Here is a 14,356-nt window from a genome sequence, read left to right on the forward strand (position 1 = left end):
TTTAAAGTGTATTCTTTATGATTTAAATTCTGTTTCATAGTACGTTGTTGCATCATCTAAAAGCATTTGTAAAATTTGCTTTTCGTACTCAACTCGTTTACGATCCCAATCTAATGTTTTGATACAATCTTTCAGCACTAAATCTTTGTATTTAATTATGCTATGAATATCAAAATATAATCTTCCTGTTCTTCTTACAAAGAAATCTGCTAATCCGTTTACCATTTCAAAATGAATACAATACCAAAGTTCTGCTCGAATAAAACGCTCTTCGATTGTTCCTGATAAATAAAATGAAAAACGTTCTAAAATCTTACTTGCATTCTTTCCAAAATTTGTAGCCAAATACCAAGCATAATCTTCATCATCAATGCCTAAATTTGCCAAATTAGTTTCCAATTCTTTTTCGTAAGCCTGAACTTCTTCCGAAGAAGACATTGACGGATTCACTAATGAAATATGTTCTGTTTCTGATTTTTTAACTGATTTTCTACGTTTTTCACTCATGGTTTTTAAAACAGCATCAATTACACGATGTGCCATTTTTCGATACCCCGTTAATTTTCCTCCAGCGATAGAAATTAGACCTGTATCTGAAACAAAAATCTCATCTTTTCTTGATAAATCTGACGGATCTTTTTCCTCTTCGTGAATTAAAGGACGTAATCCTGCCCAATTTGATTCAATATCATCTATTGTTAAATGAATTTCTGGAAACATATTATTAATTGCGCTTAACAAATACTCAGCGTCAGCAGCAGTCGCCACTACTCTATCTAAATCACCAGCATAATTTGTATCTGTTGTTCCTACGTAAGTACAACGACCTCTTGGAATTGCAAAAACCATTCTTCCATCTGGAACATCAAAATAAATAGATTGCTTAATTGGTAATTTTTCTAACGGAAAAACAATATGCACTCCTTTAGTTAAATGCAGATGTTTATTATTTAGTGAATTGTCTTTTCTACGTAATGTATCTACCCAAGGACCAGCAGCAGACACATAATTATTTGCTTTAATATTTAATGTTTTCCCTGTATTGTGATCTATACAGTTTAAACTTTCAATCTTTGATTCACTATTGTAAACAAACGATTCCATTTCACAATAATTCACAATTGTAGCTCCGAATTCTGTTGCTTTCTTTAAAATTTCTACTGTTAATCTAGCATCATCGGTTCTATATTCTGCGTAATAACCACTTCCTAAAGTGATGCTTTCATCTAAAAGCGGCTCTTTTTCTAAAGTCTGTTTTTTATCTAACATTCTTCTGCGGTCGTCACCATCTACATTTGCTAATAAATCGTAGACTTTTAATCCGATTGCAGTCATCATTTTACCATAAGTTCCGCCTTCAATTAAAGGCAACAACATTTTCTCTGGAATTACTAAATGCGGAGCTAATTGATGCACAATAGCACGCTCTGTACCCGATTCTCTAACCAAACCAATTTCCAATTGTTTTAAATAACGTAAACCACCATGAATCAGTTTCGTTGATTTATTACTTGTACCTGAAGCAAAATCATTCTTTTCAATCAAACACACTTTCATTCCTCTAGATGAAGCGTCTAATGCGATTCCGGCTCCTGTTACTCCTCCTCCAATAATGATTAAATCAAAAACTGTGGATTTCATTTTTTTTAGCTGTCGTTCTCTATCTAAAACTGAAAAACGAATTGGTTTTTGCTTTTTCTTTTTCCCTTTTGTTTGTGTTTTTTCAATTGCTTTAAGCCATCCTTTGTATTTCTTTTTTCTAGCTTTCGGAGTCATTTTTGTTTGAAAAACCGTATCAACTTTTCGTATAGTATCGATATCATCTAATGTCCAAACTCCAGATTTAATTCCAGCTAATAACGCAGCTCCAAAAGCGGTAACTTCAATCATTTTTGGTCGATCTACTTCAACATTTAGAATATCAGACTGAAATTGCATTAAGTAATTATTCGCACTCGCTCCACCATCAACTTTTAGCGTAATCATTTCTTTACTACTATCAGTAATCATTGCATTAATTACATCTTTTGTTTGATAAGCTAAAGATTCAACAGTTGCTTTTATAATTTCATTTCTACCAGTATCTAAAGTCATTCCGTAAATACTTCCTTTAGCTTCTTGATCCCAATACGGTGCTCCAAGACCGGCAAACGCAGGAACCACATAAATATCTTTCAATGACGGAATGCTATTACAAATCGCTTCTGTATCGGAAGCTCTATCTATAATTTTCATGCAATCTCTTAACCACTGAATAGAAGCACCACCAACAAATACACTTCCTTCTAAAGCGTATTTTGTAGGTTCATTTTCTAAAGTACAAGTTAGAGTCGTTAATAATCCGTTATTGGAAACAACTTGCTTTCTTCCGATGTTTAATAAGATAAAACAACCTGTTCCGTAAGTGTTTTTTGCAATACCAGATTTAAATCCGCCTTGCCCAAATAATGAAGCTTGTTGATCACCAGCAACTCCGTAAATAGGAATTTGTTGACCTTCAAAATCAATACTACCAAAATCAGAAGAAGATTGCTGAACACTTGGCAATAATGATTTCGGAATATCTAAAGCATTCAAAATAGTTTCATCCCAAGACAAATCTTTGATGTTATACAACATTGTTCGAGATGCATTTGTATGGTCTGTTAAGTGTTTTTCACCGTTTGTAAATTTATAAATCAACCAACTATCAATGGTACCAAAACATAATTTACCTTGATCTGCTTTTTCTCTTACGCCTTCAACATTATCTAAAATCCATTTCAGTTTTGTTCCAGAAAAATATGAATCGATAATCAATCCGGTATTTTCCTGAATGTATGAAGACAAATCTTTTGCTTTTAATTCTTCGCAGATCGCTTTAGTTCTTTTATCTAACCAAACAATTGCGTTATGTACAGGTTCGCCAGTTTCTTTATCCCAAACTACTGTTGTTTCTCTTTGATTTGTGATTCCAACAGCGATAAGCTCTGCAGGATTTATTTTTGACTTATCAATTGCTTCTTTAAATGTTTCTAATTGATCATTATAAATATCGATAGGACTATGTTCTACCCAGCCTGATTTTGGATAATGTTGTGCTAGTTCTTTTTGTCCAATACCAACAATTTCTCCATCAGTATTAAAAATTATAGTTCTGGTACTTGTTGTACCTTGATCAAAAGCCACAATATATTTCTTCTGCATACCTGTAAATTCAGATTCAAATTAGTTTCTCCTAAAATAGTTAAAATGTATGATTCTGGTACAAACATGATAAATATCATTCTTTACCATTATTTATCTTATGAATTTTGTTTCAAACAATAAATACTAATACTATGAATCACATCCCCCCGACACAAAAAACAGTAGACGAAGAAATAAAGTGGAATAAAGACAAGATTATTGTTAGTAAAACAGATCCTTTTGGAACCATTTTATATGCAAATGACGTATTTACAGAAGCTTCTGAATATAGCAAAGTAGAACTTGTAGGTGAACCCCACAATATTATTCGTCATCCAGATATGCCCAAAGTTGCTTTTAAAGTTTTATGGCAGGCTTTAAAAGCTGGAAAAAACTTTCATGCAATTGTAAAAAACAGAACAAAAAGCGGAAAATACTATTGGGTAATTACAGATTTTGAAACGGATAAAAACGAGAAAGGTGAAATTACAGGATACACTGCTAGAAGAAAAGCTGTACCAAACAGTGTTATTAAAAAAATAGAACCCATTTATAAAACACTGTTAGAAATAGAAAAATTAAAAGGAGAAAAAGCAAGTGAATTATACTTCAACGCTTACTTAAATGAAGAAATAGGCAAAAGTTATGACGAGTTTGTTCTTGATTTATTTGAGGAAGAAGTTGCGAAACAAAAGAAAAGAAATGCTATAACTAAAAGAGAAAATATATTTAAAAAGGGACTCAACTGGTTTTTTGTAACTGAATACGAAATGAGTTGATTGTTGATTTGTGTGAACTACACCTTAAGTGTAAACATCTTACGGTGTAGTTTTTTACATAAAAAATCCACACTTTTTAAGATAAAGTATGGATTTAATATTGTTTAAAGTGACAAATAAATTACCTATTGTAAGGTGATTCATTTATCCAATGGAAACCTCTATTGACTAATAAAAGAGACTTATCATTCATAATTTTACTTTTACCAGAAATCGTGTCTTTTCCTGATATAAAGTTAAAATCTAAACTGGTATCTGTTTTTGTATAATTGAAATCAAAAGCACCTGATGAACCTCCATTAGACGATGAAAACTTCATCTTTTTTGTAACAGAATCTATTGCAACTTTATAAAAAATCCTTTTTTCATTCATTGTTTCAATTAGCACAGATCCCTCTCTTTCAAACATAATCCTCTTCCAAAGTTTATTATTCTTGTAATTGGTTATCGTATCGTTGTTAATTACATAGTTTGTGACTTTGTAAACACCATATAATTCTGGTTTAGGCTGATCTCCTCTACCGTATTTTTCTTTCATTTTTAAAGTATCGTAGAAACCATAACCTAAGGCATAAAAAACAATTAAAATTTTAAGTACTTTAAGGGTAATACTAAACCATTTTTTTAGTTCTGGTTGTTTAATAACTGTCAGTTTCTCTACAGGATTATTTGTTACTAAATATTCCATTACTTTTTTAAGATCTCTAAACAATAAAAACAAAGTCATTAACACTAAATGTGTAGACAGTATTTTAACTGGCACATCGTAGAAGTAATTTACAGCCATTACATTCATAGTTGTCATTAACGTAATAACAGCTCCAAATGTTAATGTTCTTCTAAACAGTAATAACCCTGCTAATACTTCTGCAATACCCATAAATAAATTATATCCTTTAGAAAACCCTAAAAATGTCCATGCTAATCCCATAGGAGATGATTCTCCGTAAGGCTGCATTAATCTATAAAAGCTAGGTTGAGAGAATTGTAATTGTATAACCTTTACCATTCCGTAGTTAATTAACATTAATCCTACGTAATAGCGAATAGCCGTAGTTAACCAATAGTATAATTTATCGTTGTTCTTCTGTTTTCTACTTAATAGTGACCAAACAATCGCACTTAAAAACGCTATTGTAAAAATGACAAACATTAATACATAACCGTAAGTTGTATCTCCACTTCCGTTAGGGCCTGTGTTGATATCGAAAGGAAGTTGCAAAACATTCTTCCCTACCCAAGGTATAAATTGACGTACTAATTTTGCTGGATATTCTATGACATATCCCCAGAATGGATAAGCTCCGTTATTCTTAAAAATAATGAACAAGAAGAAGTAAACAAATGAAAACTTAAAACCAAAATCTCCTAACTTAGACCATTTATTATTCTTATTTGATCTCAAATAAGTAATTAAAGTAAGCGCAAATAATAAAATAAATAATATCGCGATAAATATCCCAGCATTTGGAATTAACGCCCCACTATCACCTGTGTTTTTATTGATACCACTACCTTCTACTAAAATAGAATACGTACCATCGACAGCTTTTGCATTGTTTGTAAAAGAAAATTCTCTAACATTTGTAATTCTTTTTCTTCCAATACCAGCATCCCAACTAGGAATAACATTATTCTTTACATTCTCTTCAAAACTAGGGTTACTAATTTTTACTGGTTGAAATTCACCATTATCATCTTCAATAAAAACTTCAAACTTATCAAAGTAGAACTTTCCGTTATTGTAGCAAATAACTCCAAAATTAAGTATCTCAGATTTTGAATTAATAATTCCTTCTACGGTGTAAGAGGTCCATTTTTTTGATACAATAGGTCTGTTTCTCATATTATCAAAAAAACCTCTTCCCTCATTAGGTTTATTATCTACTCTTGCCCAGATACCTGCTCTTCCTTTTTCATCTGTTGTTTCTACTTTAGCAGAAGCTACAACTCTAAACTTTTTTTCTTTATCTGCTTTTACTTCGATTGATTGCACAAAAGAAGTCCAATCTCTAGAAACATTTTGTACAGATTGTCCGTAAATAGAATAACAAATAAGAAAAGTGAATACTGCTAGTACTTTTTTCATTTTTACATTTTGTTTTTAATAGGTTAAATTTATTGGCACATTAAATCAATTGAACAAAACGTAATTTATATTGAAGCTTTATTCATAGAATTTATTTGAGTTTCGAATTTCCAAAACTATTTTTCTCTATTTAAAAAAAATTGTATTAAGTGGACATTAATGCTAAAAAAGCGTATATGAAGTTGTTTAAATTGATAGAAATTACTTTTTAATAAAGTTAATCGTACTTGTTAAACCTTTAAATTTAGTTCTTTTTACAGCAGACTTTTTAAATACTTTACTAAAGGTTTCTTGGGTTAATTCTTCCCAATCTCGCTTTTCTAAATCGAGCATATTTTCTTTTGAGTTAAATAACGGTTCGTTATGTGGTTTTGAAAAACGATTCCACGGACAAACATCTTGACAAATATCGCAGCCAAACATCCAATCTTCCATTTTATCTTTAAATGCTGTTGGAATATTATCACGTAATTCAATAGTCAAATAAGAAATACATTTACTTCCGTCAATCTGATTATTTGGTAATATTGCTTCAGTCGGACAAGCATCTATACATCTTGTACATTTACCGCAATGATCTGTTTCAAAAGGATGATCATATTCTAATTCTAAATCGATAATTAATTCTGCCAAAAAGAAAAAAGACCCTTGTTGTTTCTGAATTAGCAAGGTATGTTTTCCATTCCATCCTAAACCAGCTTTTTCTGCCCAAGCTCTTTCTAAAACTGGTGCAGAATCTACAAAGCAACGACCATTTATTTCACCGATTTCATCTCGTAAAGATTCAAGTAATTCAAAAAGTTTATTCTTAATCACATGATGATAATCTTCTCCGTAGGCATATTTTGCAATTTTGTACGATTCTGGATTTTGAATTTCTTCAGGAAAATAATTGTACGATAATGAAATTACTGACTTTGCACCTTCCACCAAAAGCCTAGGATCTAAGCGCTTATCAAAATGATTTTCCATATAGTGCATTTCTCCATGAAAACCATTTTTTAGCCATGTTTCTAAACGCGGAGCTTCTTCTTCTAAAAAATCTGCTTTTACTATACCACAAGACATGAAACCCAGACGTTTAGCTTCTTTTTTTATGAATTGAGAATATGTCGCAGTTTTTTTCAAAAATTAAACTTTTTATTAACTACAATATTACTCATAACTTTTAAATTTGTTGTACGATTACTTTTAGTAATTCAAATAAAATCCCAGTATAAATCGTTGTTATATAAAATACAAGTATCATGAAAAAAATTGTCAAAATTGTAGCCATTAGTTTAGTTGTAATTATTGTTGCTTTAGCGGCAATTCCTTTCATGTTTCAAGATAAAATTGTTGCTTTAATTAAAGAAACAATCAACAATAATGTTAATGCTAAGGTTGAGTTTGCTGATGCAAGCCTAAGTTTACTGAAAAACTTCCCTAAAGCTTCTGTTGAACTTAATGATGTTTTAGTTACCAATTATGCGCCTTTTGAAGGAGATACCTTAGTATACAGTGAAAAGATAAAAATTAAACTTAAGCTTACCGAAGTTTTTAAAGCTGCCAATAGTCAATTAAATATAAACTCGTTTACTATTGATAATTCTTTAGTGAAAATTCATGTTGATGAGCAAGGAAATGCAAACTACGATATTGCTAAAAAAGATGCGACTAAAGCAGTAGAAGAAAAAACTGAAGAAGCTAGCGGAGAAAGCAGCAACTTTAGTTTATCATTAAAAGAATATGCTATTACTAATGCCACTTTAAGATACCACGACGACAAAGGAAAAATGGATGTGGTTTTATCTGATTTTAATCACTCTGGAAGTGGAGATTTCTCTCAAAAAACTACTGAATTAGATACCAAAACAACAACTAATATTCTTTTTGAAAAAGATGGTAAAGCTTTAGTAAACAATCAGCATTTAGATTTAAACGCAGTTTTAGCTTTAGATTTAGAAAACTCGAAATATTCATTCTTAAAGAATGAAGCACATATCAATCAATTACCACTAATTTTCGATGGTTTTGTACAATTAAATAAAGATAACAGTCAAGAAATTCATGTGAATTTTAAAACTCCATCTTCAGATTTTAAAAACTTTTTAGCTTTAATTCCTGAGGAATATGCTAAGAACATATCAGGTGTAAAAACTACGGGAGATTTTAGTATCGATGGTAAAATAGACGGAAAAGTTACAGAAACTACTATTCCTAAAATAGATGTTACCATAGCATCTAACAATGCTTCTTTCAAGTATCCAAGTTTACCAAAAAGTGTAAAAAACATTCGCATTAACACTCAAATAAAAAATACTACAGGAAATGTAGATGATACTTATGTAAATCTTCAAAAATTAGCTTTCAAGATTGACGAGAATGAGTTTAGCGGTAATGCTAAAGTGAGTAACTTAACTAAGAATCCTTATATCAACTCTACCATTAAAGGTAAAATTGATTTAGGACATATTGATAAAGTATATCCATTAGAACTTAAAAACGAATTAAGTGGAATTATAACTGCTAACTTATCTTCTAGTTTTGATATTGATGCTGTTCAAAATAATAAATATCAACGTATCAAAAACAGTGGAGATATCGCTATAAAAGACTTTTTATTTAGCGGAGAACAAGTTGCAAATCCAATACAAATTAATACTGCAAAAGTAGATTTTACTCCTCAGAAAATATCATTAACAAAATTTAACGCTGTTACAGGAACTAGTGACTTAAATGCTACTGGTACTATTAATAACTTACTAGGTTTCTTACTTTCAGATAAAAATTTACAAGGTAATTTCAGTTTAAATTCTAACTCTTTTAAGGTTAGTGATTTTATGGTTGCTGAAACTGAAACAACAGGTGAAACTCCTAAAAAAGAAGAAACTTCAGAAAACAAAGAAGGACAACCAAAAGAAAAACTTAAAATCCCTGGATTCTTAGACTGTGTTGTTAATGCTTCTGCTAAAGAAGTGTACTACGACAACTTAAAGCTTTCTAACGTTCAAGGAAAGTTAATTATTAAGGATGAAAAAGCTACTTTACAAAATGTAAATGGAGAAATGTTTGGTGGAAACATTGCCTTAAACGGAGCGGTTAGCACAAAAGAAGAATCACCTGTATTTGATATGAATATGGGAATCAAATCTTTTAATATTAGCGACTCTTTTAAAAATATTGAGTTATTTAAAATATTATCACCAATTGCAGATGTTTTACAAGGAAAACTAAACACGAATTTAAATTTAGCAGGAAATCTTAACGATGATTTTACTCCTAACTTAACATCAATGTCTGGTAAAGCATTAGCAGAAGTTTTAGCTACAAATGTAGAACCTAAAAACTCTAAAGCTTTAAGTTTATTAGATCAAAACTTAGGTTTTATAGATTTAAAACAACTGAATCTAAAAGACATTAAAACGAACTTATCTTTTGACAAAGGAAAAGTTAACGTTAAGCCTTTTAACTTAAAATATAAAGACATCGATATACAAGTAGGTGGTAGTCATGGTTTCGATCAATTAATGGATTACAATGCTACGTTTAATGTTCCTGCAAAATACTTAGGTAGTGAAGTAAGCGGATTATTATCGAAACTTGATAGCAAAGATCAAAACGTAAAAGTTCCTGTTACCGCAAACTTTTCAGGTAGTTTCTCAAATCCTTCTGTAAAAACAGATTTAAAATCAGCTGTTAGTAATTTAACTACTCAATTAGTTAACAAACAAAAGAACAAGTTATTAGACAAAGCTGTTGGTGGTTTATTAGGAAATAAAGGCAATAAAGCTTCTGCTACAGGCGATAAAAAGAATAATACAGTAAATGCTGTAAAAGATGCTTTAGGTGGTTTATTTGGTAAAAAGAAGAAAAAAGAAAAAAAGAAAGACAATTAACACATAAGCACTTGATATTTAATAATTTAATTATTATATTTGTGTGTAATCATTTTTCTTGTATTTGTAATACACTAAATAAATATCCCCCTATTATGAAACATCGCATACTATCTTTTAGACAAAATTCTAATCTCTATTAAGAATAACTACGCAATCTTTTTACTGTAATTCGTTTTTAAAGTCTCACTTAGACTTTAGTGTTCTATTATTTATCAGAAATGAAATCTCAGCATTTTTTGCTCAATAAAATATTTAAGATTATAACTATCAGCAGTTAATAGTTGTATTTATAGTCCCTTGCTTAATTGAGTACAACGGTCAAATTTATTTGTCTGTTGTACTCATTCTGCTTTATATAGATTTTATTCTTTAACATTTCCTAAATAAATTTTACTAAATAATTAGACTATGTTTGCCATGCAAAAAAACCAAACCGCTGATTATGAAAAACTTTATGTTCGTAATTACGCTTTTAGCTTCTTTAATTTGTAACTCACAAATAAGAGGAAAAGTAGTAAATAAGAATAATGAACCTCTTCCATTTGTAAGTATTTATATTGAGAACTCCTTAGAAGGAACAACCACAAATGATAATGGTTTTTATGAATTAGCCACTTCAAAAAAAGGAAAGCAAACTGTTGTATTTCAATTTTTAGGTTTTAAAACAGTAAAGAAAACTGTAACTATAGATAGTTTTCCGTTCACATTAGATATAAAAATGGCAGAAAGAGAAGAGTTACTAGAGGAAGTAACTGTTTCTTCAACAGAAAATCCTGCAGATGCTATCATACGAAAAGTGATTGCAAGCAAAGAGAAAAATACAAATAAGTCTGGTAAATATCAGGCAGACTTCTACTCTAGAGGATTATTCAAAATAAAAAATGCTCCTAAAAAAATATTGGGTCAAGAAATTGGTGACTTAGGTGGTGGATTAGATTCTACTCGAAGTGGTATTATTTATCTTTCAGAAACAGTTTCTAAAATCTGGTATCAAAAACGACCAAAAAACTTTAAAGAAGTTATTGTGGCTTCTAAAGTTAGTGGACAAGACAACGGAATTTCTTTCAATAGAGCAGCAGACGTAAACTTTAATCTATATAAAAACCTAGTTCCTGTAGCCGATGCTGAGATTTTTTCTCCAATCGCTAATTATGCTTTTAGCTATTATAGATTCAAATTAACAGGTACTTTTTATAACGAAAACGGAAAACTAATTAATAAAATACAGATTATTCCTAGACGTGAAAATGATCGTGTTTTTGGTGGATATGTTTATGTTGTAGAAGACGATTGGGCTATTTATGGAGCTGATTTAACTGTAACAGGTGCACAAATAAACAACCCAGCAATTGATGTTTTACACATTAAACAAAACTACAACTACGAACCAAACTCAGGAATTTGGGCCTTAATTCTACAAACCATAGACTTTAAAGTTGGTTTTTTAGGATTTAATATCGACGGTAGATTCTCTGCTTCGTATGCAAATTATAATTTTTCACCTGAATTTAATCCTGAAACTTTTGGTAAAGAAATTTTATCTTTTGAAGAAAAAGCTACTAAAAAAGATTCAGCATATTGGACCAAATTAAGAAGTGTTCCTTTAACAACTGAAGAACAAAAAGATTACGTAATAAAAGACAGTCTTAAAATAGTTCGTAAGTCTAAGAAATACTTAGATTCTATAGATAATAAGAGAAATCGATTTACTCTTTCTTCTACTATTTTAGGTTACTCTTACCGAAACAGCTACAAAAAATGGTCGTTAAGCTTTAATAGTCTTGTAGAAACTGTTCGATTTAATACTGTTCAAGGATTCAATTTAAATCCAGAAATATCGTATTACAAGAGAATGAACGATAAAGGAAAATGGTGGAGCGTGAGCGGAGCTGTAAACTATGGTTTTTCAGACAAAAAAATCCGTCCAGTAGTTTCATTCAGTAAAAAATGGGACAATATTAGCAAACCAAGATTAACGATTTCTGCTGGAAATAAATTGAGTCAGTTTGATGAAAGTAATCCAGTTTCATATTTAAACAACACTTTCTTTTCTCTTATGTTTAAAGAGAATTTTGCTAAGTTTTTCGAAAAATCTTTCGCTTCTGTAGCTTTTTCAAAAGAGTTATATCCTGGAATTCAGTTTTTCTCTAAAGCAGAATATGCAGATAGAAAACCTGTAGTAAATACAACTGATTATTCGTTTTTTAATAGAGACGGAACTTTTGAAACCAACAATCCAATAGATCCAACTTCTACAAGTGTATCGTTTAACAGACATCGAATATTTAAAACACAAGTTTCTACCACTATAAACTTTGGAAGTAAATATATTAGTTATCCTGATTCACGTTTTACTGTTAGAAGTAATAAATATCCAACATTGACTTTAGGATATAGAAAAACATTTGGTTCGGAAAATTCTGAATTACATTCTGATTTAGTTTTTTCTAGCCTACAACAATATCTTTCTTTAGGAAATTTAGGTGACTTTGATTACAACTTGAAAGCGGGAACTTTCCTTGAACAGAAAAACATTGCTTTTATGGATTTTTACCATCCTTTAGCAAATGAGATTGACTTATCTCCTTCTAATAGATTAGGTAGTTACTTTATTATGCCATACTATGACTTTAGCACAAATGATGCTTATGGTGAAATTCACGCACAACATAATTTCAAAGGTTTCTTACTGAATAAAATTCCGCTGATTAACAAATTGAATTTCCATACTGTTATTGGAGCCAAAGGATACTTTTCTGGAGGAAGAAAACCGTATTCTGAATACAGTATTGGTTTAGATAATATTGGTTGGGGAAAATGGCGTTTTTTACGTTTAGATTTTGTTCAGTCTAATTTTAATGGCGTTAAAGAAAATCGAGTTCTTTTCGGAATCAGCTTGTTTGATTAATAAATTTCAATGAATTTATATTTCTTGAAATCAATTTTTCTTTTCCAATGGAAAATTATAAAAATTAGTTTTCCAATAGCTTTCCTGTTTAGTTTTTCAGGATTGTATTTTGGAATTAGTTATTTATTAATTAGCATTTTCAACCATTTATTTACTTATGAATTGAAATCGAAAAACGAGTACTATTTCTATCACAACCAAGGAATTAGTAAATCAACACTTTGGTTATCAACTGTATTAATTGGTTTTTTCATTACAATATTTCATTTAATATGGACAAACTTCAATTAGACAGTACGATAAAAACCTTTGGGACGCACCAAATACTTAATAACATCTTTTTAGAATGTAAAACAGGTGATATTGTAGGGTTACTAGGCAGAAATGGATCTGGAAAATCTACTTTATTAAAAATTATTTTCGGCACTGTAAAAGCTGATTTCAAATTTCTAAAAATTAATAATCAAGTACTCAAATCTTTAAGAAAGACTACTAGATATGTAAGTTATTTACCTCAGGAAACTATGCTTCCTAAAGAATACAATGTAAAAACGTTATTAACTTTTTTCGCTGGTAAAGGGGCTGTTAAAAAAGCAAAAGAAAATCCATTTTTAAAAAAATTATTAGCTACAAAAGCAGGAAATTTATCCGGTGGAGAACAAAAAATTATTGAAGTGTTTATGATTTTTAACTCCAAATCAAAATTCGTTTTATTAGATGAACCTTTTAAAGGTGTATCACCTGTAAACAGAAGTTTTATTAAAGAGTTAATACAAGAAAACTCTAAAAGCAAAGGTATAATTGTTACTGATCACGATTACTCTAGCATTTTAGAAATATCAAGTGAAGTACAATTATTAGACAACGGAAACTTAAGAAAGATTTCTCAAAAAGAAGATTTAATTCAGTACGATTATTTACCAGATTAAACCAAAAACAAACGAGTCATGATTATTCACAACTCGTTCTTTTATTTTTAGTTATGTATAGTAAACAAATTAGATATTTGTTTGTACACAGCTAGAAGATTGTCCTGTTGGACATTTACGATCTGCTTTTCTTTCAGCTCTTGTTATATTGCAAGCTCTAACCTGAAAAGTATTTGTGTTATTACCACACTGGCAAGCGAAATAATCTCTATTAAAAAGTCCACCACCTTTAACGTCTTGTTGACTGCTTTTGTCTAATACTTCAATTCCTTCTAATTTTAAAATGTTTTGTAACATAAGATTTAATTTATAATAGTTAATTAATCCTTGAACTTTTATAGACAATCAAGTATTTTGTCTACTCTTCGCGAATGAGGTTTTAACGTGTGATAAAACTATTATTTTCTGAAAGTAGAAGTACTAGGGAAACTCCCCCTAAAACACTGTTAAATTCCCTTTTTAATTACATGATATTTTCCTTTTGAAATATCAAAAACAAGAAAATACAACGTTTAAAAAAAGCAATAGAATTTAACAACAGCATTGCGAAAACAATGTGTTTATTTTAAAATAAAAAATGAATTGAAATTAGGAAGTTGTGT

8 protein-coding genes are annotated in these 14,356 nt (G+C 30.1%); 4 read left to right on the plus strand and 4 right to left on the minus strand.

All coding sequences use genetic code 11. The features are described from left to right. Nucleotides 1–15 precede the first annotated feature (15 nt). Nucleotides 16–3,186, minus strand: coding sequence for a glycerol kinase GlpK (glpK, locus tag Q1A15_RS02635; RefSeq protein WP_299618327.1), 3,171 nt, complete (start codon nucleotides 3,184–3,186; stop codon nucleotides 16–18). A 134-nt stretch (nucleotides 3,187–3,320) separates the two neighbouring features. Between glpK and Q1A15_RS02640 the strand changes: the two genes are divergently transcribed. Then, entirely contained in the window at nucleotides 3,321–3,947 is a 627-nt protein-coding gene (locus Q1A15_RS02640; RefSeq protein ID WP_299618330.1) for a PAS domain-containing protein, read from the plus strand. Between the two features lie 121 nt (nucleotides 3,948–4,068). Here the strand turns inward: Q1A15_RS02640 and Q1A15_RS02645 are convergent, their stop codons facing one another. After that, nucleotides 4,069–6,036, minus strand: coding sequence for a hypothetical protein (locus Q1A15_RS02645; protein ID WP_299618333.1), 1,968 nt, complete (start codon nucleotides 6,034–6,036; stop codon nucleotides 4,069–4,071). 201 nt (nucleotides 6,037–6,237) lie between these two features. After that, complete coding sequence (gene queG / locus Q1A15_RS02650; RefSeq protein WP_299618336.1) at nucleotides 6,238–7,164, minus strand: tRNA epoxyqueuosine(34) reductase QueG; 927 nt, start codon at nucleotides 7,162–7,164, stop codon at nucleotides 6,238–6,240. A 119-nt stretch (nucleotides 7,165–7,283) separates the two neighbouring features. Here queG and Q1A15_RS02655 point away from each other — a divergent pair, with 119 nt between their 5' ends. From Q1A15_RS02655 to Q1A15_RS02665, 3 genes are all read left to right on the plus strand, one after another. Next, nucleotides 7,284–9,914, plus strand: coding sequence for an AsmA-like C-terminal region-containing protein (locus Q1A15_RS02655; protein ID WP_299618339.1), 2,631 nt, complete (start codon nucleotides 7,284–7,286; stop codon nucleotides 9,912–9,914). Between the two features lie 445 nt (nucleotides 9,915–10,359). Next, complete coding sequence (locus Q1A15_RS02660; protein WP_299618342.1) at nucleotides 10,360–12,825, plus strand: DUF5686 and carboxypeptidase regulatory-like domain-containing protein; 2,466 nt, start codon at nucleotides 10,360–10,362, stop codon at nucleotides 12,823–12,825. Between the two features lie 272 nt (nucleotides 12,826–13,097). Next, nucleotides 13,098–13,754, plus strand: a complete 657-nt coding sequence (locus Q1A15_RS02665) for an ATP-binding cassette domain-containing protein (RefSeq protein ID WP_299618344.1) — start codon at nucleotides 13,098–13,100, stop codon at nucleotides 13,752–13,754. A gap of 69 nt (nucleotides 13,755–13,823) precedes the next feature. Here Q1A15_RS02665 and Q1A15_RS02670 read toward each other — a convergent pair whose 3' ends face one another. Next, nucleotides 13,824–14,051 carry a hypothetical protein gene (locus Q1A15_RS02670; protein WP_299618347.1) on the minus strand — a complete coding sequence of 76 codons (228 nt, stop codon included), beginning with the start codon at nucleotides 14,049–14,051 and terminating at the stop codon, nucleotides 13,824–13,826. Nucleotides 14,052–14,356 lie beyond the last annotated feature (305 nt).

The organism is uncultured Tenacibaculum sp. (assembly GCF_947495995.1).
Lineage (GTDB): Bacteria > Bacteroidota > Bacteroidia > Flavobacteriales > Flavobacteriaceae > Polaribacter.

Bases quoted from the DNA above. Each gene is read 5' to 3' on its own strand.
- glpK (WP_299618327.1), bottom strand. From the start codon at position 3,186: ATGCAGAAGAAATATATTGTGGCTTTTGATCAAGGTACAACAAGTACC.
- Q1A15_RS02640 (WP_299618330.1), top strand. From the start codon at position 3,321: ATGAATCACATCCCCCCGACACAAAAAACAGTAGACGAAGAAATAAAG.
- Q1A15_RS02645 (WP_299618333.1), bottom strand. From the start codon at position 6,036: ATGAAAAAAGTACTAGCAGTATTCACTTTTCTTATTTGTTATTCTATT.
- Q1A15_RS02655 (WP_299618339.1), top strand. From the start codon at position 7,284: ATGAAAAAAATTGTCAAAATTGTAGCCATTAGTTTAGTTGTAATTATT.
- Q1A15_RS02660 (WP_299618342.1), top strand. From the start codon at position 10,360: ATGAAAAACTTTATGTTCGTAATTACGCTTTTAGCTTCTTTAATTTGT.
- Q1A15_RS02665 (WP_299618344.1), top strand. From the start codon at position 13,098: ATGGACAAACTTCAATTAGACAGTACGATAAAAACCTTTGGGACGCAC.
- Q1A15_RS02670 (WP_299618347.1), bottom strand. From the start codon at position 14,051: ATGTTACAAAACATTTTAAAATTAGAAGGAATTGAAGTATTAGACAAA.